Origin of the sequence: Rubricoccus marinus, from assembly GCF_002257665.1 — a bacterium.
GTDB classification, from domain to species: Bacteria; Bacteroidota; Rhodothermia; order Rhodothermales; family Rubricoccaceae; genus Rubricoccus; species Rubricoccus marinus.
Window position 1 is genome coordinate 2,990,156 of the sequence record NZ_MQWB01000001.1, and the last position, 24,925, is coordinate 3,015,080.

General features: G+C 68.6%; 17 protein-coding genes. 4 read left to right on the forward strand and 13 right to left on the reverse strand.

Translation table 11 applies throughout. The annotated features are described in order from the left end of the window. Positions 1-55: 55 nt before the first annotated feature. The gene (locus tag BSZ36_RS12675) at positions 56-4,060 is read left to right on the forward strand and encodes an efflux RND transporter permease subunit (RefSeq protein ID WP_179271181.1); all 4,005 of its coding nucleotides are present in this window, start codon (positions 56-58) and stop codon (positions 4,058-4,060) included. 100 nt (positions 4,061-4,160) lie between these two features. Here BSZ36_RS12675 and BSZ36_RS12680 read toward each other — a convergent pair whose 3' ends face one another. The 4 genes from BSZ36_RS12680 to BSZ36_RS12695 all read right to left on the reverse strand — a co-directional run bounded on the left by BSZ36_RS12680 (position 4,161) and on the right by BSZ36_RS12695 (position 13,480). Beyond that, entirely contained in the window at positions 4,161-7,073 is a 2,913-nt protein-coding gene (locus BSZ36_RS12680; protein ID WP_094549520.1) for an MHYT domain-containing protein, read from the reverse strand. Between the two features lie 106 nt (positions 7,074-7,179). Further along, positions 7,180-8,316, reverse strand: coding sequence for a tRNA guanosine(34) transglycosylase Tgt (gene tgt, locus BSZ36_RS12685; protein ID WP_094549522.1), 1,137 nt, complete (start codon positions 8,314-8,316; stop codon positions 7,180-7,182). A 350-nt stretch (positions 8,317-8,666) separates the two neighbouring features. Continuing rightward, positions 8,667-10,172, reverse strand: coding sequence for a TolC family protein (locus BSZ36_RS12690; protein WP_094549524.1), 1,506 nt, complete (start codon positions 10,170-10,172; stop codon positions 8,667-8,669). Further along, positions 10,169-13,480 carry an efflux RND transporter permease subunit gene (locus BSZ36_RS12695; protein ID WP_094549526.1) on the reverse strand — a complete coding sequence of 1,104 codons (3,312 nt, stop codon included), beginning with the start codon at positions 13,478-13,480 and terminating at the stop codon, positions 10,169-10,171. Before BSZ36_RS12695 ends, BSZ36_RS12690 begins: the two co-directional genes overlap by 4 nt. 42 nt (positions 13,481-13,522) lie before the next feature. On the opposite strand from BSZ36_RS12695, the gene BSZ36_RS19020 reads away from it, so the two are divergent. After that, positions 13,523-13,705, forward strand: a complete 183-nt coding sequence (locus BSZ36_RS19020) for a hypothetical protein (protein ID WP_143536891.1) — start codon at positions 13,523-13,525, stop codon at positions 13,703-13,705. A 314-nt stretch (positions 13,706-14,019) separates the two neighbouring features. Here the strand turns inward: BSZ36_RS19020 and BSZ36_RS12700 are convergent, their stop codons facing one another. From BSZ36_RS12700 to BSZ36_RS12720, 5 genes are all read right to left on the reverse strand, one after another. Continuing rightward, positions 14,020-15,168 carry an efflux RND transporter periplasmic adaptor subunit gene (locus BSZ36_RS12700; protein WP_094549528.1) on the reverse strand — a complete coding sequence of 383 codons (1,149 nt, stop codon included), beginning with the start codon at positions 15,166-15,168 and terminating at the stop codon, positions 14,020-14,022. A 303-nt stretch (positions 15,169-15,471) separates the two neighbouring features. Then, positions 15,472-15,900 carry a hypothetical protein gene (locus BSZ36_RS19025; RefSeq protein ID WP_143536892.1) on the reverse strand — a complete coding sequence of 143 codons (429 nt, stop codon included), beginning with the start codon at positions 15,898-15,900 and terminating at the stop codon, positions 15,472-15,474. Continuing rightward, complete coding sequence (locus BSZ36_RS12710; protein WP_218827660.1) at positions 15,900-16,637, reverse strand: SDR family oxidoreductase; 738 nt, start codon at positions 16,635-16,637, stop codon at positions 15,900-15,902. Before BSZ36_RS12710 ends, BSZ36_RS19025 begins: the two co-directional genes overlap by 1 nt. Positions 16,638-16,763: 126 nt before the next feature. Next, positions 16,764-18,110, reverse strand: coding sequence for an FAD-binding oxidoreductase (locus BSZ36_RS12715; protein ID WP_094549534.1), 1,347 nt, complete (start codon positions 18,108-18,110; stop codon positions 16,764-16,766). Positions 18,111-18,259: 149 nt separating this feature from the next. Further along, complete coding sequence (locus BSZ36_RS12720) at positions 18,260-19,189, reverse strand: UbiA family prenyltransferase (protein ID WP_281253153.1); 930 nt, start codon at positions 19,187-19,189, stop codon at positions 18,260-18,262. Between the two features lie 181 nt (positions 19,190-19,370). On the opposite strand from BSZ36_RS12720, the gene BSZ36_RS12725 reads away from it, so the two are divergent. After that, complete coding sequence (locus tag BSZ36_RS12725) at positions 19,371-20,825, forward strand: glycine--tRNA ligase (protein ID WP_094549538.1); 1,455 nt, start codon at positions 19,371-19,373, stop codon at positions 20,823-20,825. Further along, positions 20,782-21,270: a hypothetical protein gene (locus BSZ36_RS12730; protein WP_094549540.1), complete on the forward strand. Its 489-nt coding sequence runs from the start codon at positions 20,782-20,784 to the stop codon at positions 21,268-21,270. Before BSZ36_RS12725 ends, BSZ36_RS12730 begins: the two co-directional genes overlap by 44 nt. 36 nt (positions 21,271-21,306) lie before the next feature. Here BSZ36_RS12730 and BSZ36_RS12735 read toward each other — a convergent pair whose 3' ends face one another. The 4 genes from BSZ36_RS12735 to BSZ36_RS12750 form a co-directional block, all read right to left on the reverse strand. Next, positions 21,307-21,753, reverse strand: coding sequence for a TerB family tellurite resistance protein (locus BSZ36_RS12735; RefSeq protein ID WP_179271182.1), 447 nt, complete (start codon positions 21,751-21,753; stop codon positions 21,307-21,309). Between the two features lie 261 nt (positions 21,754-22,014). Beyond that, a complete protein-coding gene (locus BSZ36_RS12740) occupies positions 22,015-23,097 on the reverse strand; it encodes a carboxypeptidase-like regulatory domain-containing protein (RefSeq protein ID WP_094549544.1) in 1,083 nt (360 codons plus the stop codon). 158 nt (positions 23,098-23,255) lie between these two features. After that, the gene (locus BSZ36_RS12745) at positions 23,256-24,125 is read right to left on the reverse strand and encodes an aldo/keto reductase (protein ID WP_094549546.1); all 870 of its coding nucleotides are present in this window, start codon (positions 24,123-24,125) and stop codon (positions 23,256-23,258) included. Between the two features lie 220 nt (positions 24,126-24,345). Next, positions 24,346-24,918, reverse strand: a complete 573-nt coding sequence (locus tag BSZ36_RS12750; RefSeq protein WP_094549548.1) for a Dps family protein — start codon at positions 24,916-24,918, stop codon at positions 24,346-24,348. Positions 24,919-24,925: the final 7 nt, after the last annotated feature.

Here is a 24,925-nt window from a genome sequence, read left to right on the forward strand (position 1 = left end):
CGCCCGCCCCTCGCATCGCAACCTCCTCACGTCTCCCGCATCACGCATCACTCCGATGAAAATCACCGACCTCGCGATCAGCAACCGGACGGCCATCGTCGTCCTCACGGTCGCGCTCAGCATCGGCGGGCTCATCTCGTACATCTCCCTTCCCAAGGAGAGCCAGCCGCAGATCGAGTTCGCGCAGATCATCATCACGACGATCTACCCCGGCGCCTCCCCGGACGACGTGGAGTCCATCATCACGCAAGAGGTGGAGCGCGAGGTCGCCACGATCTCCGGCCTGGACCAGGTGCGCAGCACGAGCACCGAGGGCGTCTCGACCGTGATCGCGGAGTTCTACCCGGACAAAGACATCTCCGAGGCCTCGCAAGAGGTCCGCGAGGCGGTGGACCTCGCCAAAACGGAGTTTCCGAGCGACGTGGAGGAGCCCATCGTGAGCGAGATCGACTTCGCGGACTTCCCGGTCCTCACGGTCAACCTCCTCACGGAAGGCAGCCTCACCGCCCTCCGCACCACCGCGGAGGAGTTGCAGGACGAGATCGAATCCGTCCCCGGCGTGAGCGGCGTGGACCTTCTCGGCGGCCTGGAGCGCGAGGTGCAGGTCGACGTAGACATCGCGGCGCTGCAGGGCTACAACCTCAGCATCAACGACGTCGTCGCGGCGGTCCAGAGCGAGAACACCAACATCCCCGGCGGCTCCGTGGACGTGGGCCCGTCCAACTACCTCGTCCGCGTCAACGGCGAGTTCGACAGCCCCAACGAGATCCTCGACCTCGTCGTCAAGGCCCCTGGCGGGACACCCGTCTACGTCCGCGACGTGGCTGACGTCCGCTTCGGCTACAAAGACCGCAGTTCCTACGCCCGCCTCGAACTGCTCCAGCGCGAGAACGAGGACGGCGAGACCGTCCCAGTCGCGAACGCCGAGAACCTCCCGGTCATCCGGCTCAACGTCAAAAAGGCCTCTGGCGAGAACATCATCGAGGTCGTGGGCGGCGTCGAAGAGGTCATCAACGGGTTCGTCTTCCCCAGCGGGACGACGCACGTGCTCACGGGCGACCAGTCCGAGCAGGTGGAAACGCTCGTGGAGGACCTGGAGAACAACATCATCGCGGGCATCCTCTTCGTGATCGTGGTCCTGCTGTTCTTCCTCGGCGTGCGCAACGCGGCGCTCGTGGGCCTCGCGATCCCGCTGAGCATGTTCCTCACGTTCCTCGTCTTCAGCGTGATGGGCCAGACGCTGAACTTCATCATCCTGTTCAGCCTCATCATCGCGCTGGGCATGTTGGTGGACAACGCGGTGGTGATCATCGAGAACATCTACCGCTTCAAGGAGGAGGGCTACTCCAACTGGGAAGCCGCGCAGAAGGGCACGTCCGAGGTCGGCCTCGCCGTCGCGGCGTCCACCGCCACAACCGTCGCCGCGTTTGCGCCGATGCTCCTGTGGCCGGGCACGATCGGCAAGTTCATGGGCTACATGCCGCTGACGCTGATCGTGACGCTGACGGCCTCGCTGTTCGTCGCGCTCATCATCAACCCCGTCATCGCCGGCTACTTCGTCAAGACCGAGGGCGAGATGGCCGAGGAGAAGGCGCAGAAGGCGGCCTCTGGCGCGAAGGAGAACCCGACGCAGCGCAAGATCGCGCTGGGACTCGTGGCGTTTACGGCGCTCATCGTCGGCATCGCGCGGTGGCAGACGCTGATCTTCCTCGCGATCGCGATTCCCGCCCTCGTCCTGCTCTACCGCAAGGCGCTGGAGCCGGCGCACCAGCGGTTCGCGAACGTGACCGTTCCGCGTATGACCAACGCCTACCGGGCCTTCCTGAAGTGGATGCTCCAGCGCGACTACACGGTCAACCGCGCCCTCTGGCGCAACACGTTCGCGCTCGGCGCCTTTACGGCGGGCTTCCTCCTGCTGATCGCGGGCGCGGCGCTCAACGCCGCCGCCGCGCCGGCGGGCTTCCTCCTGATGGCACCCGGCGGTCTCCTGCTCATTGTGGGCATCATCGCCATCCTCGTCCACAGCTTTGAGACGGCGTTCTTGGGCGGGCGCACCAGCATGAAGGTGGGCATGTGGTTCGGCGGCATCGTGCTCGTCCTGATCGCGCTGCTCACGTTCTCGGGCAAGATCGATTTCTCCACCATCAAGGGCGTCGAGGTCATCATCGGAATGCTCGCCATCCCGATCATCCTGCTCGTGGCCGGCGCGCTCGGCGCCGCCAGAGGCTCCGGCGACAAGCGGACGAACTTCGACTCGCCGTACATCTTCCTCACGGATAACCGCGCGCGGCTGCTCACGGCCACGCTCGGCACGCTGATCGGCGTGATCGGGCTGTTCGCCGTTGCTCCGACGGGCGTGGAGTTCTTCCCGACGACGGACCCGAACCAGATCATGATCACGGCCGAGGCGCCGATCGGAACGACGATCGAGCGCTCGAACGAGGTCTCGGAGGAGGTCTTCAGCCGCGTCAACGGCCTGATCCAGTCCGACCCGGCAACGGCGGCAAACACGGAGAACATCTCCACGAGCGTCGGCGTGGGCGGCGACGCGATGTTCGGCGGCGGCGCGGCCTCCGCCGAGCGCTCGTCGATCACGATGAACATGGTGGACTACGGCGACCGCGCCGAGGAGTCCTCCAACACGCTCCGCCGCATCCGCGAAAGCCTGAGCGGCCTGCCCGGCATCGACCTCACGATCACGCAGGACCAGGGCGGCCCGCCGACGGGCGCCGCGGTCAACATCGAGGTCTCAGGCGACGAGTTCGAGGAGATCCAGGACCTCGCCGACGGCATCAAGGAGCAGCTCATTACTGCGCAAGAGGCCGGCCGCCTTCCGGGACTCGTGGACATCCGCGACAACCTCAACAGCGGCCGCCCCGAGTACCGCATCGAGATCGACCGCGAGCGCGCCGCCGCGTTCGGGCTCAGCACGCAGCAGGTCGCGCTCGGTGTCCGCGGCGCCGTCAACGGCGTCGAGGCCAGCAAGTGGCGTGACGGCAAGGACGAGTACGACATCACGGTCCGCCTCCGCGAGGAGGACCGCGAGAGCCTCCGCCAGATCGAGAGCCTGACCATCTTCGACGAGGGCCAGCAGATCCCGCTCACGGCCGTAGCGCAAATCGTCCCCGCCGCCGGGCTGGGCTCGGTCACGCGTCTGGACCAGGAGCGCGTGGTCACGGTCCTGGGCGACGCGGCCCCTGGCGCGAACGCCAACGAGGTCCTCGCGGCCGTGCAGGCCGAGTTGCAGGAGACGGTCGCGAACGTGCCGGAGGGCTACACGGTCTCGTACACCGGCGCGAACGAGGAGCAGAACGAGAGCTTCAGCTTCCTGACCACGGCGCTCCTGATGGGCCTCGCGCTCATCACTATCATCCTGATCGCGCAGTTCAACTCGGTCAAGAACCCGCTCATCATCATGGTGGCGGTGGGCCTGAGCCTGATCGGCGTCATGCTGGGGCTAATCCTCACGCGGACGCCGTTCGGCCTGATGACGTTTATCGGCGTGATCTCGCTGGCGGGCATCGTGGTCAACAACGCGATCGTGCTCGTGGACTACATCGAGCAGCTTCGCGACCGCGGCGAGGACAAGCAGGAAGCGATTGTGGACGGTGGCGCAACGCGTCTGCGCCCGGTCTTGCTGACCGCGTTCACGACCGTCATCGGCCTGATCCCGCTCACGTTCGGCATCAACATCGACTTCGTGGGGCTGATGGTGAACCTCGACCCCGGCTTCTCCATCGGCTCGGAGAACACGCAGTTCTGGGGCCCGATGGGCACGGCCATCATCTCCGGCCTCACCTTCGCGACGTTCCTCACGCTCGTCATCGTGCCGGTCATGTACTCCGCGTTCGACAGCCTCGCGATGCGCATCTCTGCCGCGCGCGGCGCGGACGCCTCGCCAGAGGCACGCTCCAACGGGGCCTCTGGCGGTAACGGCGCGGTCGCCGTCGCGGTGAACGCCGACGGGAGCACGTCGCACGTGGTCCTGCCGGACGGCGACGGCGCCTCGGGCGAGAAGCCGTGGGCGAGCCCGTTCCGCAAGGAAGAGCGCGGCGAATAGCCCTGCCGACGGAGCCGTACTCAGCGGGCCGCCCCTCTCGGAGCGGCCTGCTTTGTTTTCGCCAGAGGCCTCTGGCGCTCGGCCTCGTTCCAGCCCTGTGCTATTCGGCGAGCACCGGCTCGCCAGAGGCCGCGGCGGTCTCTTCCACGGCTCGCGCGATGTCCTCGGAGCGGACGGGCTTGGCGAGGTAGGCGTCGCATCCCGCCTCCAGGCAACGCTCGCGGTCTCCATCCATGGCGTTGGCCGTCAGCGCAACGATGCGCGGCTGCTGGATGGCGGCTCCCAGAGCGCGGAGTTGACGCGTCGCTTCCAGCCCGTCTAGGACGGGCATGTTGAGGTCCATCAGCACGAGGGCGTAGGGATACCCCGCCGCGTCCTGAGCGCGGACGGCCGCGATGGCCTCCGCCCCATCGGCGACGACATCGGCGCGGACGTTGAGCCGGCTGAGCAGCCGGGTCGCCACCTTCTGGTTGATGGTGTTGTCCTCCGCGACGAGGACACGGAGGCGCGGCGCGGGAGCCCCGGAGGACGGGCCGCTGGCGGACGCTCCCGGCGCCGCCGCAGACCGGGCGACCCACGCTGAGCGGTTGACCGGAGCGGGTATCGCGCTCGCGCGCTGCGCCTTATGGGTGGCGCTGAGAGCCTGCACGAGCGTGTCGTGGAGCGCGGCTGGCTTGGTTGGCTTGTACAACACGGTGTGGACGCCAGCGGCTTTCGCCTGGTCCCGCAACGCGCCGTCGCGGTTGATGGACGTGAGCATGACCATGAGGGGCGCCTTGTCCAAGACGGATTGAAGCCGGCGTGCCGTTTCGACCCCGTTCATGTCGGGCATCTGCACGTCGAGGAGCACGAGGTCGAACGGGCGCCCCGTCGTTTCGGCGACGGACGCCGCCGCGAGGGCCGCAGGGCCCGAGGTGACGGCCTCGTGCGCCATCCCCCACCGCTCCGCCAGGCGCGTGAGGATGTCCAGGTTCACGGCGTTGTCGTCCACGATGAGGATCCGGCGGCCCTGGAGCGCAGGCTGGTTGACCTGCAGGAACACGCGCCTCTCCATCGCGGCCACCTCAACGGGCACTTTGAACGTGAACGTGGACCCGGTGCCGAGTTCGCTCTCTGCGGAGAGGGAGCCGTTCATCATCGACGCGAGGCGGCGCGAGATGGTGAGCCCGAGCCCCGTTCCGCCGTACTGCCGCGTTGTTGAGGCGTCGGCCTGGGAGAAGCTTTCGAAGACCACCGCCAGCTTGTCCGGCGCGATCCCGATACCGGTGTCCTCCACGGCGAACTGGAGCATGGTGCGGGATCCCACGAGCGCGTTGGAGGGCACCGTGGAAACGCGCACGCAGACGCTCCCCTCGGCCGTGAACTTGACGGCGTTGGAGAGCAGGTTGACGAGCACCTGACGCACGCGCGTCACGTCGCCGACCACGCGGCCCGGTACGCCGTCCTCCACGGCGTAGGCCAGTTCCACCCCCTTCTCCGCAGCCGTGGGCGCGATAAGATCCAATGCGGCCTCGGTGCAGTCGCGCACGTCGAACGGCGCCTCTTCCAGGTCCACTTGCCCCGCCTCGATCTTCGAGAAGTCCAGGATGTCGTTGATGATGGTGAGCAGCGCGTCGCCAGAGGCCCGGATGGTCTCCACAAACTCCACCTGCTCCTCGTCGAGCGGGGTCTCCACGAGCAGGCTCGTCATGCCGATCACGCCGTTCATGGGCGTGCGGATCTCGTGGCTCATGTTGGCGAGAAACTCGGACTTCGCCTGCGTCGCGGCTCGCGCGGCTTCGGCGGAGGCCTCGGCGGCTTCGCGAGCGGCCTCGGCGGCCTCTTTCGCCTCCGTCACGGCGGCCACGGCGGCTTCCCGCGAGCGGAGGTCGTGGAGGTACATCGTGAACAGCGCTTGCCCCGAGCCCGTGCCGACGGGCACGAAGGTGACCTCGCACGGGATCTCCTCGCCTCTGGCGGTGAGCGCCGGAAGCTCCAGGCGCTGCAGGAGGGAGCCGGGTTCGCCGGTCTCGGCGTAGCGGGCCAGCTTGGCGCGGTGCTCGTCGCGGAACGCCGCGGGGACCACGTGGTCCGCCAGCCTGGCTCCGATGAGCACGTCGCGCGGGAAGCCGAGGAGGCGCTCCGTGGCCGGGTTCATGTCGACCACCACATCCCGGGAGTTGACCGTGATGACGGCGTCCGGGGCCGCGTCCGTCACGGCGCGGAGAAGGCGGCGCTGCCCCTCCAACTCGGCCGTCCGCTCGTCGACGAGTTGCGAGAGCCGCGCCTCGGAGGCGACGGCGAGCGAGTAGCGGTAGTCGAACAGGAGGGCGACGAGCGAGCCCAGGAGGATGAGCGCGGTGCCGCCGCCGACGCCGAGCGCCATCCATCCCGCGCCGTCGCCAGAGGCCATCGCGTGCCCCTCGTGCGGCGTGAGGATGACCGCCGCCATGCCGGTATAGTGCATCCCGCACACGGCCAGGCCCATCACGAGCGCGGCCAGCGACGTCAGGCCGATGTGGGGCCTCTCGCGCGAGGACAGCTTGGAGAAGATCCAGAGGGCCGCCACCGCGGCGCCGATGGCTACGGCGATGGACGCGGCGAGCAGGACGGGGTCGTAGCGGATGCTGGCGGGCGTCCGCATAGAGGCCATGCCGGTGTAGTGCATTCCGGCGATGCCGATGCCCAGCACGACGCCCGCCCCCGCGATGCCGGCTGTGTTCAGGCCCGGTCGGGTGCCGATCCACAGCGCGAGCGCGGACGAGACGATGGCGACCGCGACCGAGACCGCCGTGAGGAGCGGGTCGTAGGTCATCGGCATGCCGGGGTGGTAGGCCAGCATCCCGACAAAATGCATGGACCAGATGCCCGTGCCCATGCCTACCGCGCCCGCCGCCAGCCAGCGGTGAGCCGCCGCGCCGGTCGTGCGCGCGACCCGCCAGGCGAACGACAGCGCGGTAAAGGACGCGAGGGTCGCGACGGCGTACGAGAGCGCGACGAGGAGAGGGTCGTAGGAGCCGAACAGCAAAGGCATACGATCGTGGTGAGACACGGCTCGTATCGCCCTTTTGGGGCTCGCATTAACCCCATGTTGCAAGCCCGGCCTCTGGCGCCAGAGGCCGCCTCGCCGAGCGGGGCGCTTACACCTTTTGCGCGACGCGTTCGCTCCACTCAGCGCGGAAGGCGGGGAAGCGGCCCTCCAGGATGGCGGCGCGCATCTCACGCATCAGCCAGAGGTAAAAGCCCACGTTCTGCATCGAGGCGAGCTCCATCGCCAGAGGCTCGTTGCTCTTGATGAGGTGGCGGAGGTAGGCCTTGGAGAAGTTCTGAGACGCGTAGAGGTCCAGCCCGGGGTCGATAGCCTCTGGCGAGCGCTCCCAGCGCTTGTTCTTGATGTTGACCAGGCCCTCCGTCGTGAACAGCGAGCCGTTGCGGCCGTTGCGGGTCGGCATGACACAGTCGAACATGTCGACGCCTCTGGCGACGTTCTCGATGAGGTTCTGCGGCGTGCCGACGCCCATGAGGTAGCGCGGCCGGTCGTGTGGGAGGACCTCGTTGACCACCTCGACGATCTCGTACATCACGTCGGCCGTTTCGCCCACGCTCAGGCCGCCAATCGCGTAGCCCTCGGCATCCAGCTGCAACAGCGCGTCGGCGCTCTCGCGGCGGACTTCGGGGTAGACGGCGCCCTGCACGATGGGGAAAAGCGCTTGATGGTGGCCGTAGTGCGGCGTCGTGTTGTGGTAGTGCTCAAACGCGCGCTTCGCCCAGCGGACGGTCAGCTCGTTGCTTTTCCGCGCCGTCGCGATGTCGACCGTCGCGGGCGGGCACTCGTCGAGCACCATCATGATGTCGCTGCCGATGTCGCGCTGCGTGTCGATCACGTTCTCGGGCGTGAAGTGCAGGTACGCGCCGTCCAGGTGGTTGCGGAAGCGGACGCCCTCCTCGCTCATCTTGCGGAGTTCGGCGAGGGAGAACACCTGGAAGCCGCCGCTATCGGTCAGGATGGGTCCGTCCCACGACATGAACTTGTGCAGGCCGCCCAACTCGTGCAGCACCTCGCGCCCCGGCCGCAGGTGCAGGTGGTACGTGTTGCCCAAGATGATCTGCGCGCCGATGTCCTCGGTCAGCGCGCGCGGCGAGAGCGCCTTGACGCTGCCCGCCGTCCCGACGGGCATGAAGATGGGCGTCTCGATCGTGCCGTGGTCGGTCTCGATCGTTCCGGCGCGGGCGCCGGTCTCGGGGCACTCGGCCTGGAGCGTGTAGCGGAGGGGCATGGCCTCTGGCGTGTCTGTTGGCGCTCAGGATCGCGCCAGAGGACGCGGGGGACCGGGGAATTGCGGGGAATGGGCCAGTGGGGAGTGGCCAGTAGCAGACCGCTCGCCTCTGGCGCCAGAGGCCTTGTGGCTTCCGGTCCCCATGACCTCCCGTAGGGGCGTATCGCATACGCCCTCGTGCAGGATGCTCGCCAGAGGCCTAGTGGCCGGAAGCAACCACGAAGTCGGGCGTGGCTAGATCCCTCACGTCCGTTCGGGATGACACACTTGGGAGAACATGGCAGTCCTCCCAGGCTAACGCAGCCCCACGCCAGAGGCCGACCGCGCCAGGAACCCTCTGGCGCCAGAGGCTACCGCCGCGTGCGCGGGTCGATGCCGTCCAGGATCTCCGGCGACACGTTGGCCTCTGGCGGCAGCAGCGTGCCTGCCAGGAGTTGCAACTCGGCCTCTGCCAGGCCGACCTGATAGACCGCTTCTACACGGCGCCGGCGCACGTCCACGAGCGTGAGCTGGATCTGGCGGAGATCGACGGGCGTGATAAACCCGAGGCGGAGCTGGGCGAGGGCCACGCGGACGTTCTCTCGCGCGATGGTCTCGTTGAGAGTTTCCAGTTCGGCAAGCGCGCGGAAGCCTCTGGCGGTCGCAGCGAGGCGGGCGGCGCGGGCGCGGTTGGAGACGCGGACGCTAGAGGTCGCGAGTTCGCTCTGCTGGAGCGCGATCTGCGCATTCTGGAGGCGCCTCTGGCGCTCGCCCGCGTCGAAGATGGGGAGCGAGGCCGTGAGGCCGGCGCGGAGGTCGGGGCCGAGCGTGGGCGAGAGGCCCGGCGGCAGAAAGCCGTCGTTGAACAGCGTGAGGCCGACGCCCGCCGAGGCGCGCACGGTGGGGCGCCACTCGGAGCGGACCTGCCGGATGGCCTGCTCCGCGACCTGCTCGGCCGCCTCGAAGGCGAGCACGCGCCGGTTGCCGTCCACGGCCTGAGTGACGAGCGCGTCGAGCGCCAGAGGCCCGCCGAGCGCGAGCGAGTCCGTCACAATCACGGCCTCTGGCGTCGGCAGCGCGAGGAGTCCGCCGAGCGAGGCGCGGGCGCCAGCGGCGAGAACCTGCTGCTGGAGAAGCGCGGCGCGGTCGGCGTTGTAGTCCGCGAGCGCGAGCGCGGCGTCGATCTCGGCGGCGGTCCCGATCTGGACCTCGGCCTGCGCGAGCCGCAGGCGGTCTTCCGAAACCTCGATGGCTTCGGCAAAGGCGTCCGCGAGAGCTTTCTGGCGCGCGGCGTCGAGGTAGGCGGCCGAGACGTCGAGCGCGAGTGCTTCGGCGTCGGCGTCGGCGAGGTAGGCGAAACGGCGGGCCTCGGCTTGCAAGCGGTCCAGCGTGGCATCGCGCAGGCCGCCATCGAAAAGCGTGTAGGTGGCGGCGAGGCTCGCGTCCAGAACCGTCGAGCCACGGCCTCCGCCGCCGCCAGAGGAGGCCCCCGTGCTGTCACCGCCACCGCCGCCGAACAGGCTTCCGCTTCGCGAGCCGATCAGCCCCGCGCTCGCGTCGACCGTCGGCAGGTAGCCCGCGTTGCCCAGCGTCACGTCGTTGACGGCGCGCGCGGCCTCCAACTCGGAGATGGCCTGGTCCGGGTTGGCCGAGAGCGCGATCTGGACGGCCTCCTGCAACGAAAGCCGGACCGCGGGTGCGGGCGCGTCGAAGCCCGGTAGCGCGGGGCGCGTGGGGAGCGTGCCGCCGTAGAGGCGGAGCGAGTCGGGCAGTGGCGGGAGCGAGTCCTGCCGGAGCGAGGGGCGGTCCTGCGCGCTCGCGCCAGAGGCGACGAGCAGGAGGACGAGCGGGGCGAGGCGCCTCACGGAGTCGGTCACGAGGGCTCGGGGCGGTCGTCGGTGGGATCGGGGGCGGCCTCTGGCGCCGGGGCGGCGCGGTCGGGAGCGGCATCGCCGGGGGCGCCGTCGCCACCCGCTTCGGCGGCGGGGAGCGGGCCCGTCTCGGGCACGCCAGAGGTCGCGCCGTCGCCAGAGCCGGAGTTCGGGCCTCTGGCGCCAGAGGCGACGGTGTTCTCCGCCGTGTCGTGGTCTGCGTCGCCAGAGGCCAGCGGGTCCTCGGTCTCCTGGCCGAGCGAGGGCGCCACGTCGGGGCTCGCGATGTAGGTGTAGAGCGCCGGGATGACGTAGAGCGTCAGGAAGGTGCCGACGACCAAGCCGCCGATCACCGCCAGGCCCATCGGGACGCGGCTCTCGGCGCCCGAGCCCAGCGCGAGCGCGATGGGGAGCGTGCCGAGCGTGGTCGAGAACGCCGTCATCAGGATCGGGCGGAAGCGGGCGGCCGACGCCTCGGCGGCGGCCTCGCGGCGGTTCAGGCCGTCCTCGCGCTTTTGCTTGGCGAACTCCACGATCAGGATGCCGTTTTTGGTCACCAGCCCGATCAGCATGACCAGCCCGATCTGGCTGAACACGTTGAGCGTGCTCCCGAACACGTACAGCGCGCCAAGTGCGCCCAAGAGCGCCAGAGGAACGGTGAGCAGGATCGTGACGGGGTCGCGGAAGCTCTCGAACTGCGCCGCCAGCACGAGGTAGATCAGGACCAGCGCGAGGCCGAATATGATGAAGATGGAGCCGCCGGTCTCGCGGAAGTCGCGGCTCTGGCCGTCGAGCGCGGTCGAGAAGCCTTCGGGCAGCGTGTCGTCCGCGATGGCCTCCATGGCGTCGATGGCGTCTCCGAGGGAGACGCCTTCGGCGGGCTCGGCGGAGACGGTCGCGGCGGTGAACCGGTTGAAGCGGTAGAGCTGCGGCGGCGCGGCCGACTCCGTCAGCGTGACGAGGTTGGAGAGCGGGATCGGGACGCCCGCGGCGCTGCGGACGAAGATGCCCTGGATGGCGTTGGGCGTGTCGCGCGCGCGGCGCTCCACCTGCCCGATGATCTCGTACTGCTCGCCGTCGCGGTTGAAGTACCCGAAGCGGCCTTCACTGAGGGCGACCGCGAGCGCCTCGGCCACCGCCAGAGGCGGGATTCCGAGCGCCTGGGCGCGGTCACGGTCGACTTCGACCTGAAGCTCGGGAAGCGTGAACTCCAGGTCGGCGCGGGCGAACTGGAAGGCGGGGTCTTGCATCGCGCGCTCCATGAACGCCGGCAGGGCCTCTTGCAGCGCGGGAAGGTTGGGCGCCTGGATCACCAACTGGACCGGCGAGCCTCGCCCGCCAGAGGTCTGGATCGTCGCGGGCTGGCTCACGTTGACGCGCGCGCCGGGAAGCGTGCTGAGTGCTTTCTGCAGGCCGTTCGCGATCTCCTCTTGCGTCCGCTCGCGCTCGCTCGGGTCTACGAGGATGACGTTGCCGAAGCCCGAGTTGACCGAGCCCGACGAGCCGAAGCCGGGCGACGTGATCGAGATGAGTGCTTCGATCTCGGGCACCTCCCGCTGGATCAGCGCGACGAGTTCGTCCATGTACGCGTCCATGTACGCGTAGCCGCGGCCCTGCGGCGCGTTCGCGCTCACGCGCATCTGGGAGCGGTCCTCGGCGGGCGCGAGCTCGCTCTCCAGGTTCGTGAACAGGAGGTAGACGCCGCCAGCGGCCATGAGCATGACCACGAACGCCATCCAGCGGACCTTGAGAAACGCGTCCAGCGTGCTCCGGTAGGCGTCGTTGAGGCGCTGGAAAAACGGCTCCGTCTTGCGATAGACCCACGGCTTCTTGTCCCGCTTCTTGAGCAGCTTGGACGAGAGCATCGGCGTGAGCGTGAGCGCCGCGAACGACGAGATCACGACGGCCGCGGCGATGGTCAGGCCGAACTCGCGGAAGAGCGCGCCGATAACGCCGCTCTGGAAGATGATGGGCAGGAAGACCGCCACGAGCGCGAGCGTGGTCGCGATGACGGCGATGTAGATCTCCTTTGTCCCGACCACGGCCGCCGCCATCGGCTCCATGCCCTCCTCGATCTTGGCGTAGATGTTCTCCAGCACGACGATCGCGTCGTCCACGACCAGGCCGATCGCGAGGACGAGCGAGAGCAGCGTGAGGACGTTGATAGAGAACCCCGCGAGCGCCATCACGCCGAACGCGCCGATCAGCGAGACCGGGATGACGAGGACCGGGATGATGGTCGTCCGCCAGTCGCGCAAGAAGCCGAAGATGACGAGGATGACGAGCCCCAGCGCGATAAAGACCGTGTTGCGGACCTCCTCGATGGAGGCGCGGATGGGCTCCGTGTTGTCGAACCCGATGCCGAGTTCGATGCCCTCGGGGATGTCGGGCCGGATGTCCTCCAGACGGTCGTAGAACTCGTCGACGATCTCGATGGAGTTGGCGTCCGCCAGAGGCCTCAGGACGACGCCGACCATCGCGACGCCATCGCGCTTGAGGACCGTCCGCTGGTTCTGCGCCGCGAGCTCGACGCGGCCCACGTCGGAAAAGCGGACAAGCGTGGTCCCGTCGTTTTTGAGGATCAGGTTCTCGAACTCCTCGACGGTGGAGAGGCGCGTGAGCGGGCGGATGGTGAGCTCCACCTGATCGCCCTCGATGATGCCGCCCGGGAGTTCGATGTTCTGCTCGTTGACGGCGCGGCGCACGTCGCCCGGCGTGAGGCCGTAGGCGGCGAGCGCGGCGGGGTCCATCCACATCCGCATCGCGTAGCGCTTGTCGCCCCAGATGTCCACGCTGGCCACGCCGTCGATGGTCTGGAGGCGCTCGGCGAAAAAGTTGTCCGCGATCTCGGAGAGCTCCAGCAGGTTGTACTGCTCGGACGCGAGGTTGAGAAAGATGACCGGGTCGCCGTCCGAGTTGGACTTCGAGATCACCGGCTCCTCCGCCTCCGACGGGATGCGGCCTCTGGCGCGGCTCACGCGGTCGCGCACCTCGGCTGCGGCGGCGTCCAGGTCGGCACCCAGGTCGAACTCGACGCGGACCGTGCTGCGGCCCTGGTTGCTCGTGCTCGTGATGGACCGGATCCCGTCGATGGCGTTGACCGACTCCTCGATGGGCTCGGTGATCTGGCTTTCGACGACCGACGCGTTCGCGCCGCGCAGGTCGGTCCGCACCGAGATCACGGGCGTCTGCACGATGGGGTACTCGCGCACGCCGAGCTCCATGAACCCGATGATGCCACCGATCAGGATGGCGATGGAAAGCACCGTCGCGAAGACGGGCCGCCGGACCGAGATGTCGTAGAGCGAGGCCATCGGCTAGGCGGCGGGGCCTCTGGCGCTGGGGCAGCGCTCAGGGTGCGGAGTCGCCTCGCGCCTCTGGCGAACGCGCTGCGGGACGGGGGACGGGGGACGAGGGATGGGCAGAGGCGCGCCGGTGTCGCGCCCGGCTCGCTCTACGCCTCGCAGCGGCGCGGGGCCTCTGGCGCCAGAGGCTCGGTAGCGGCGAACGCCAGAGGCGAGCAGGGGACGGCACCGTGAGGCAGCCGTCACGCCCCGCTCCGGTCCTCCCGGTCCGTCATTCCCGCGAACGCGGGAATCCAGGGTGGCGACCTGTGGGGTCGACGACGTGCCTGGACGCACCAGGGAAGGAAGGCCCCACCTCTGGCGCACGTCTGCCGCCGCAGTAGTGGACCGGTGGAGCGTTCCCACCACTCTGGATCCCCGCGTTCGCGGGGATGACGCTGTCGGTGAGGCCGGCGCGGCTGGCCTCTGGCGCCAGAGACTAGAAGTCGCCACGCCGGGGTCTGGGGACCCGATGTGGACGCCAGAGGCGAGCAGGGGACGGCGGCGGCTCACTGGGCTTCCTGGTATTCGCGGCTCCGCTCGGGCGCGTCCTCGGGACGAACGCGCGTCGGGTCGAAGGCGCCACCGGCGCGGACGGCCTGGCCGGGGCGGACCTGGTTCAGGCCCGACGTGAGCACGGTCTCGCCAGAGGCAAGCCCGCTCGTGATCTGGATGCGGTCGGACGTGCGGACGCCGGTCGTGACGGCCTGGGGGACGGCTTTGCCGCCGCGGACGACGAAGACGGTCGTGCTGTCGGCGCCGGTGATGAGCGAGGCGGTCGGGATGAGCAGCGCGTCGGGGACCTCGTCGAGGACGAGTTCGACCTCGGCGAAGGCGCCGGGGACGAGCACGCCGCCGGGGTTGCGGACGCGGGCGCGGACCATAAAGGCGCGCGTCGAGGCGTCCACCGAGGGCTCCGTCGCGTAGATGGTGCCGACAAAGCTGTCCTCCTGTCCGGGCACGCGGAAGCGGACGGGCTCGCCCTCGCGTATCTGGCCGAGGTAGCGCTCAGGCACGCTGAACTCCAGCCTGAGTTGGCCCGTGATGCGGAGCGTGGCGATGCGGTCGCCGGGTGAGACGTAGGCGCCGCTGCTGACCTCGCGCAGACCGATCTCACCCGAGAACGGCGCGACGATCTGGCGGCGGCGGACCTCGGCGGCGAGTTGGGCCAGTTCGGCGTCCAGCACGCGGGCCTCGCTCTCGGCCTGATCCAGCTCCTGGCGGCTGAGCCCGCCGATCTCGAACAGCTCGCGGCGGCGGCGCGCCTGCACCTGCGCCAGGTCGCGGCGCGTGCGGGCGCCTTCGATCTGCGCGCGGAGCACGTCGGTGTCGAGCGAAACGAGGGTTTGCCCCTGGCGGACAAACGAGCCCTCGGAAAAGTTGAGCCCGACGACGCGCCCGGCCACTTCGGCGCGGAGGTCGACCGACTCCCACGGGAGCAGCGTGCCGGTCGTGGTCACCTTGTCCTCCAGCAGCTCTTCTGAGACCTGGGCGACGGTTACCGCGAGCGTATCGGAGCCGCCTCTGCCGCCAGAGGCCTCTGGCGCGGCGCTCGCGTCGTCACTGCCACCGAGGAAGCGGGGCACGATGAGCAGTGCCACCGCGATAACGGCGACGCCGATCCACACGGCGGTTTTCTGGGGACGGGAGAGAGCCACGCGGTACTTGGTGCGACAGAGATCGGCGGTCCGAAGGGGGCTCTAACCCATTCTGCTGTGCGCGGTTCGAGTGGATTGAGGACTCAGGCGTCTCCCGATCCCACCCGGCCCGTCTCCGCCATCAGTGGCTCCCCTGGCGGGATCAGTAGCTCAGATTTGTCGCGAGGTGCCGGGGCTCGCGATGGATTCTGCTCGCCAGAGGCCTCTGGCGGGACCGCGCCCACCACTCTGGATTCCCGCCTGCGCGGGAATGACGGTGTTGGTAGGTGCGAGCGTTGGTTCTGAGCCTCTGGCGCCAGAGGCTCAATACGAAGAGTGCTGCTGACCTTCCACGTACGCTCGGATGTCGGAGCAGACAAACCGGAATGTGAGGTAGTCGCTCGTTCCTGACACGATGATGGATTGCCCGTCACGCTCGATCTGGAGATCCACCGGTGCGCCTTCGAAGCCAGCGTGTCCATTGGGTCGGATCTGCGGCACCCCGTCCACTCGCGCTTCTGTCACACCACTGAGCGAGAAGCCGACGCTTGCTCTTTCGTACCCGCGCTCGCTCCAGCGCGGTGGGAGCGGATCTGGCAAGGCGGCGAAATCTCCCCTCAGGCGGACATCTTCATGAGCTACAGCAGTTGGCCCTGAAGAGATCCACTCCAGTTTGAACCCCGCCAGCGACGGTGCTGACGAATACACTCCGAGGATCGTCCGAGGATCAGGGAGAAGGTCGGTCCACGGCATCACCAGTCCAGGCGCTTGAACAGCTTGTCTGGGATCGCGCGGACGGCGGCCATGACGGGGCGCCAGTAGCCGGGCGTGTAGACCGTGCCTTCGCCCTTCTCCATCGCGCGGTGGATGCGGGCGCCGACGGCCTGGGGCGAGGCCGCGAGCAGGCCGGGCTCGTGGACGCCGACGATCATGGGCGTGTCGACCGGGCCGGGCTTGATGGTGACGACCTCGACGCCGGTCCCGTGGAGGCGCGCGCGGAGGCCGCTGGCGAAGGCCGTCACGGCCGCTTTGGCGGCGCCGTAGACATAGTTGCTGGGCCGCCCACGGTCGCCCGCGACGGACGAAATGACGGCAAGCGTGCCGTGCCCCTGCTGCACCATCATGTTCGCGAGGCGCGTCATGACCGAGATCGTGCTCGTCGCGTTGACATCGAAGGACTCGACGGCCGCGTCGGGGTCGGTGTGGACCGTCTCGGCGTCGGGCAGCACGCCGTAGGCCACGAGCGCGGTGTCGATGCCGCCCATCGCGCCAGCGGCCCCGTCGATGGCACTCTGATGCGTGGCCGTGTCCAGCGCGTCGAAGTGGATCTCGTGGACCGCTGCAGCGCCTCTGGCGCGGAGGTCATCGGCCGCGGCGCGGAGCTTGTCCGGGTTGCGGGCGCCGAGCGCGAGCGTGGCGCCCGACGCGGCGTACAGCCGCGCGGTCTCGTGCGCGATGGCGCTGGTGGCGCCGAGGATCAGAACCGTCATGATGCGGGAGTCGTGATGCGTGAGGGAGGCCAGCCGTGACGGCAGAAAGCGTGCGGACCGCCGAGAGCCGCTGGAGAGATACGCGACGCCTCTGGCGCCAGAGGCGGAGACCTCACGGATCTCGCTTCACGAATCATGTGTGACGCGTCGCCAGAAGGAGGAGGAAAAAGCCGGGTCGATGTGTTCCGCGAAGGCCTCCCACTGGGGGAAAAAGGCGCGGAACGACTCGGGCGTCATCGTCGCGTCTTTGGCCGGGTAGACGGCGCCCCCGGCCTCGCGCACGATGGCGTCGCAGCCGCGCAAGAGGCGGACGGTCTCGGCGCCGCGGTTGGGCAGGTCGAGCGCGAGCGTGACGCCCTCGCGCGGGAACGACATGATGCCGGGCGAGGGCACGTCGCCAAACGTTTTGAGCACGGCGAGAAACGAGCCCTCGCCAGAGGCCGCGAGGCGGCCGAGGATCTCGCGGACGGCGTCGCCCCCGTCGGCGAACGGGACGACGAACTGGTACTGGAAGAAGCCGCGTTTGCCATAGCCGCGGTTCCAGTCCTTCGCGATGTCGAGCGGGTAGAAAAACGGCTCGTAGTGCTGCCAGATGGGCGCCTCTCGCTGCCTCTGGCGCCCGTAGTACGCCGCGTTAAAGGCGCGGACGGTGAGTTTGTTGAGCGCCCAGTTGGGCGCATTGATCGGGAGGCCGAGTTTCGCCTCTGGCGGCGTGTCGCCGATCTCGGGGAGGTCGCCAGAGGCGGCGTGGTCCCCCTGCATGAGGATGCCGCGCCCTTCGGGCCGCAGCGTGTCGATCCACGAGACCACGTACGGGCTCTCGCCAGAGGCCACCTCGGAGAGCGCGAAAAACGCCTCCAGGCTCTCGAACTTGGTGCTGCGGCCGGTGATCTGGTCGCTCGCGATCGGGACGAGACGGAACTCGACCCACGTGATGAAGCCGGTGAGCCCCAGCCCGCCGACCGTCGCGCGGAAGAGGTCGGCCTCTGGCGCCCCGGCCTCTGGCGTGAGGTCGAGCGTCTCGCCAGAGGAGCGTTTGAGTTCCAGCCGCGTCACGAAGCGCCCGAAGGTGCCCGCGGCGTGGTGGTTTTTGCCGTGCACGTCGTTGGCGACGGCGCCGGCCACGGTCACGTACTTGGTCCCGGGCGTGACGGGCAGAAACCAGCCGTGCGGGACCACGAGCGCGAGCACGTCGGCCAGCGTCACGCCCGCCTCACAGCGGACGAGGCCAGAGGCTGGGTCGAACGCGATAAACCGGTCCAGCCCGATCGTGTCGAGGATCACGCCGTCCTCGTTCAGGCACGCGTCGCCATAGGAGCGGCCCTGCCCGTAGGCGAGAAGCGGCCGGTCGAAGCCGCCGAGATCGGTCACCTCACTCTGCCATCCGGGCGCGACGACCCGCGCGGGCGCCAGCTTCGGCGTGCGACCCCACGAGAGGTGGTGACGCTGGGAGTCGGCGGTGATTCGGGACATGGGGTGATGCGTACTGCGTAATGCGTGAGGGCGGCCTCTGGCGGGATCGGGGGCGCCTCTGGCGCCAGAGGCCGGTCCTGCCGCCAGAGGTCATGGGGTGGTCGTCCCCGGCGGCCTCTGGCGTACCCGGTACCTCGCACCCGGTACCCTTACACAGGAATCGACGCCAGCAGCAGCACGCCTGCCGTCAGCGCGGCGACGGCGTAGCTCGCGCGGTCGCGGAGCGCGTAGGCCACAGGCTCGTCTGGAAGATCGCCCCGGTGGGCGAGCATCCACATCCGCATCGTCCAGTAGGCGAGAAGCGGCGCGGCGAGCCAGAGGAGGCCCGGACGCGCGTAGAGCACGGCCACGTCGGGCGAGGTGACGTAGAGCGCGAAGACGAGCACGGCCATAAAGCCCGCCGCCGGACCGATCGCGCGGAGCATCGCGGCGTCCTCGATGGTGTAGCCGCGGCCGTTGTCGCGCGCGTCGACCTCGATTTCCAGAATGCGGAGTTCGGCGTAGCGCTTGAGCAACGCGAGGCCGAGGAAGAAGAAGAGCGAGAACGCCAGAAGCCACTCACTCACGGGGATGCCCGTGGCCGCGCCGCCCGCGAGCACGCGGAGCGCGTAGAGCGCGGCGAGCACGCACACGTCGACGATCACGACGCTTTTGAGCTTGAACGAGTACGCGAGCGTCGTCGCGAGGTACACACCCAGCGCGCCCACGAACGCCAGAGGCAGCAGCGCCCACGCGAGCGCGAAGCCCAGCCCCACGAGTGCCGGGCCGAACGCCCAGCCGAAGCCGGGCGTCAGCGCGCCAGAGGCGAACGGCCGGTGCCTCTTGGTGGGGTGCCGCGCGTCCTGCTCCTGATCGAGCAGGTCGTTGACCACATACGTGCCGCTGGCGACGAGCCCGAGGGCGAGAAACGCAATGGCGACCTCTCCGGCGACCTCCGGCGACAGGTTGTGCGCCAGCAAAGCGGGCAGCGCCACGAGCACGTTTTTCGACCACTGGTGCAGGCGCATCGCCTTTCTCGCCGCGCGAACGCGCCCCGCCCGAGCCTCTGGCGGGTGCCGGGAGGCGAGCGGTTCTGTCAACGCGTCGGACGGAGGGGCGGGATTCTGCAGGGCGTTGGGCGGTGAAGCGGCGTCAATCTAGCGTGGCGCCGCGCATACCTCTGGCGCCGAGAGGGAGGCGCGGACCTTCTTTCCCCAGGCCTTTCGCGGTCTCGCCAGAGGCCCGGCGCGATCTTGGGGCTCCTGATTCCCGACCGACCCTATGGCCGCCACGCTCGACACCATCGTTTCCCTCGCCAAGCGGCGGGGCTTCATCTTCCCGTCTTCCGAGATCTATGGCGGCCTAGGTGCCGTCTACGACTACGGCCCGCTGGGCGTGGAACTGAAGCGGAACGTGCGCGAGCGCTGGTGGCGCGCGATGGTCCACGAGCACGAGGACGTGGTGGGGCTGGACTCCGCCATTCTCATGCACCCCACGGTCTGGAAAGCGAGCGGCCACGTCGACGCCTTCAACGACCCGATGATCGACGACAAGCAGTCGAACAAGCGCTACCGCGCCGATCAACTCATCGAGGGCCACATCGCGAAGCTGGAGAAGAAAAAGAAGACGCAAGAGGCCGAGCGCGTCCACGCGGCTCTCGTCGAGGCGCTCAACGCCGACGATCCCTCCAGCGCGCTCCACGCGCTCATCCTGGCCGAGGAGATCCGCGCGCCCGAGTCCGGCGCGTTCGACTGGACCGAGGTGCGCCAGTTCAACCTCATGTTCGAGACCAAGGTCGGCGCCGTCGGCGGCGATACGATCTACCTCCGTCCGGAGACGGCGCAGGGCATCTTCGTCCACTTCGGCAACGTGCAGCAGACCTCGCGCCAGCAGGTCCCGTTCGGCATCGCGCAGATCGGCAAGGCGTTCCGCAACGAGGTCGTCGCGCGGCAGTTCATCTTCCGCATGCGCGAGTTCGAGCAGATGGAGATGCAGTACTTCGTCGCGCCCGGCAGCCAGATGGAGCACTACGCTGAGTGGGCCGAGAAGCGCATGAACTGGCACATGAGCAACGGCATCCGCCCGAGCCGCTTGCGCTGGCACGACCACGAAAAGCTGGCCCACTACGCCGACGCGGCGAAGGACGTGCAGTACGAGTACCCCTTCGGCTGGCAGGAGATCGAGGGCATCCACTCCCGGACCGACTTCGACCTCTCGCGCCACCAGGAGTTCAGCGGCAAGAAGCTGGAGTACTTCGATCCGCAGACGAAGGAGCGCTACATCCCGTACGTCGTCGAGACGTCGGTCGGGCTCGACCGCACCATCCTGATGCTGCTCTGCGACGCCTTCCACGAGGAGGAAGTCCCGACCGCGAAGGAGGGCAAAACTGAGAGCCGTTCGGTTCTGCGCTTCCACCCGAGCATCGCGCCGTACCAGGTCGCCGTCTTCCCTCTCGTCAAGAAGGACGGCATGGACGACAAGGCCAAGGCCATCGCTGCCGACCTCCGCGGCGGGCTCAACGTGTTCTACGACGAGAAGGGCGCCGTTGGCCGCCGCTACCGCCGCCAGGACGAGATCGGGACGCCGTTCGCCGTCACCGTCGATGGCGACACGATGGAGGACGGAACGGTCACCATCCGCTCCCGTGACACGATGGAGCAGGACCGCATCCCCGCCGAGAACATCGCTGCTTATGTCAAGGACGCCACTGCCGCCTGGACCGCGCCGACCGACTGAGCCTCTGGCGACTTCCGGGCCGCCAGAGGCGCGGCCTGGAACGGCCTCTGGCGCGGTCAAGCTGCTGCTTTTCGTTGCGGCGTTTCTCGCGCCGCTGGCGGGCATCTGGATCTACGCCCACTACCTCGACCCTGGCGCTGCGGCTCCGTACGACACGGGCAGCGCCGGGCCGTTCGATCCCGACGCGTGGCGACGGGGCGAGCGCGTGGCGCGGTATCACATGGCTTCGGACCTGCTCGACCGGTACGACTTCAGCGGCTGGACGCGGGAGCAGGTGGAAGACCTTCTCGGTCCCGCGGCGCCTCTGGCGGGCGGCTTCCGCATCGACGCCGGTGAAGACTGGGGCGTGGACTACCAGGCGGACCGCTCGTTCGGCCTCGCCTTCGAGACCGACGCCAGAGGCCTCGTGGAAACCGTACGGTTCGAGTGCGAGGGGGACTGCTGAGCTTCTGGCGCCAGAGGCGCTCTCGGGCCGAGAGCCTTAGCGCCCCTTGGCGGCCGCCCAGCGGAACCGTTTGCCGTACGACCCCGGACGCTTCACGGCGCTCTCGGGCCCCGGCTCATCGAAGCCGTGGAGAACGGCGCGAATGCGCGCGATGACCATCGCTTCGCGAAGTTCCAGGTGCCCGTCCGCCTGCGCGATCCGTCCCAGGTTTGAAAGCAGCCGCAACGTCCCCTCGGGCCCGATTACCCGTGCCACATCGCGGGCGACGGCTTCAAGGTGAATGCCGCGCCGTGCCGCCACGTACGCCGTGTCGACGATAGCTTCGATGGAGCCTGTGTCGAGGTCTGGGGACCACCCGCGCGCGAGTTCGATCGCGCGCTGGCGTTCGTGGGCCTCTGGCGGGTGATCCGACGCTCCAGCGACGGCCAGAAGGAGGTGAACGACCTTCGTGAGGTCGTACGGGGAGAGGGAAGCGGAATGCACGGCGTTCAGGGACTGAGGAAACGCCCAGGGAAGGGGGGGCTTTACACAGATACAAACCTTCGGTTTCTCGCAGATCGTATGCGCAGGCACGATCAGGGTCTCCTCCATGCCGAAAGGCGTGCGCAGGCGCCAAAGGGCAAATATGCGCATGTTTGCCACTACACATGCCGCCCAGAGGCTAAGCTACTCAGCGCCTCCCCCGCCAATCCCCGGCACAGCAGGCGCCCTGGAGAGGGTCAGAAGGCCTCTGGCGGCCAAAGCCTATTCCTCCGGGCGGTATTCCTCCGGGACGCGGTCGGCCAGCCTCTCGTAGGCCATGTAGCCGCTCGTGCTGATCGCAAAGGGGTCCTCTGGCGTCCCCTGAGGGTCCAGCCGCACGGATGACTCGTTGAGGTGGAGCGTGGAACGCTGGACGGGATCGGGCACGCGGCGCCTCTCGCGGAACCATTCAGACGTGAGGTACGCCTCGTCTTCTGGCTCCCCACCGTAGGCGACATCGACGCGCCCGCGGAAGCGGAGCGTGCCCCACCCGTAGCTGGCTTCTTGGAGAAGGTCATCGCTCGACGTTCGGAACGTGGCGCCCTCGGCGCGCCGGTCCAACCCATCGCCGTCGAAAACGTGGAGGAGCGTAAATCCCTCATCCTCGGCGGTGCCCTCCAGTAGCGCGCGGAACAGGTGAGCCTGAGAGCCGAGGTACGCCCGCTTGCGCGCCGCCGCCCACCGCCGCGCTTCGGCGGAGTCCCCTGGCGCCAGAGGCTCGAAGACCTCGTCGCCATGGTAACGCACCCGGCCGGAGCTGGCCTCAAACTCGTGGAGGTCGTACCGAAGGCGGTAGCCCAGCGCGCGGTTCTCGATGAGGAGCGGCGCAGCGGCGGTCGCGGTAAGCGTGCCCCAGGAGGAGCGGAAGCTCAGCACCTCCGGGTTGAGGATGCGCGTGGAGTCCGCGTTGGCGGACTCGCCGAGAAGGACGCGTGCGAACTGCGCCAGGCGCCGCTCCCACCGCCGGTCCCGCTCAGCCTCGACCCGCGCGGTGCCCATCTCCACCGCTGACGGCTCTAGCTCCAGCGTCACGTAGATGCGCGCCCCTCCGGCGAGGCGAATCTCACGGACGGCCGCTTGGTATCCCAGCATGGACGCTACAATCCGGTACGCCCCCGGCGGCACATCCTCGATCGAGTACTTCCCGTCTGCGTCCGAAGCCGCGCCTCTCGCGGTGCCGGACAGGTACACGTTGGCACCGGGAAGCGGGAAGCCGCTGGCGTCGCGCACGATCCCGTTGACGGTCGCGGGCTGGGCCAGGGCGCCAGAGGCGAGGAGGAGCAGGACGATGACGAGAGCGCGCATAGCTCTAGTCTCGGGCGCCGAGCCTCTGGCGTCAAGGGCGTTCTACAAGGACGCTTGCCGAGGTGAAACGCCGAGCCCGCCCTTGATGCAAACCGCCTCTGGCGCGGCAGGGCGCCAGAGGCGGAAAAAGCCGGCGAGGCTCGTGCTGTGCCGGAGGGCTAGGCGGTCTCGCGCGTGGCCTGGTCGAGCGCCTCGAACACGTCGTCGGGCATCTCGATCTCGGCAGCGGCGGTGTTCTCCTCCAGGTGCTTCACGCTGGACGTGCCGGGAATGGGCAACATCACCGGCGAACGCTTGAGCAGCCACGCGAGCGCGACCTGGCTGTGCGTGGCGCCGAGCGAGTCGGCAGCGTCTTGGAGCACATCGGACTCGGAGAGTTTGCCGGCGTTGAGCGGGTACCACGGGATAAAGCCGATGCCCTCCTTGTCGCAGAAGTCGACCACGTCCTCATGCTTGCGCTGGCCGAGGTTGTACTCGTTCTGGACCGTGACCACGTTCAGACCGGCCTCTTGCGCGGCTTGGATCTCCTCTACGCCGACCTCGCTGAGGCCGATGCGTGCCACGAGGCCGTCGTCTACGAACTCCTTGAGCACGTCGAACTGCTCACCGCGGTCCACATCCGGGTCGATGCGGTGAAGCTGGTAGAGCGGGATCGTGTCCATTTTGAGGCGGCGGAGCGACATGTGGACCGCCTGACGCAGGTAGTCCGGCTTGCCGAGCGGGTGCCACTTGCCAGGGCCGGTGCGCAAGAGGCCGCCTTTGGTGGCGATGGTGACGCCGTCGTAGGGCGCGAGGGCCTCGGCGATGAGGTCCTCCGACACGAACGGGCCGTAGGAGTCGGCGGTATCGATAAAGTCGATGCCGAGTTCGACCGCGCGGCGGAGGACGGCGAGCGCGGTGTCGTGGTCGTCGGGTGCGCCCCAGATGCCCTCGCCGGTGATGCGCATCGCGCCGTAGCCGAGGCGGTGGACCGTGAGGCCATCGCCGAGATCGAAGGTGCCGGAGGCGTGTGCGGGGAGAGAAGCCATGTCGAGAAGGGAGTGTGTTCAGCCCATTGAATGCCCGCGGCCTGCGGCGGGTTCGGGACGCACCGTCTCCTCACGGATGCGCCAGAGGCGTCCCACCCATGCGAGGCAGACGTGTCTTCGAGAGGGGTCCGATCCAGCGGTCTGGCTCCCACGGCCCGTCCCGATACGACTCCGCCCCGCCAGAGGCCTCTGGCGGGGCGGAGAGATCAGGCGAACCGGTTTACTGGCCGTCCGCCTGGCGCTGGAAGCTGCGAAGCATCCAGAGGTGCTTCTCCAGTTCGTGCGCAGTGCCGATCAAAAGGTCCTGCGTCACGGAGTCCCCCGCGTCGCCGGTCTCCGTGACCCGCATCTCGATGCGCTCGATAACGGTCATGTAGCGCTCGGAGAGGATCTTGGGCACGTTGTAGTCCGCGAGCAAGCCCTCTGGGAAGGCGTCGAGGCCGTCGCCAGAGGCTGCGCGGCCGGGGTCGCCATCGGCGGCCATCCCGAGGGCGCGCTGGCGCTCGGCGATCTGGTCGATGTAGGGATCGAGCGCACCATAGAGGTCGCCGAGGAGATCGTGGAGGGAGTAGAACTGTGGCCCGACGACGTTCCAGTGGGCCTGGTGGTCGGCGTGCTTGAGGGAGATCAGTTCGTAGAGCGTGGACTGGAGGGCCTCGTTGGAGACGGTGCGCGTGGCCGCGTCGTAAGGGACCATCTGGCCGGCATCGGCGGAGCCGTAGACGGAGAGGTCCTGAGCCGACAGCGGCGCTGCGACGAGCAAGGCGGCCGCGAAGAGAGTGAGACGGGACATGACGAGA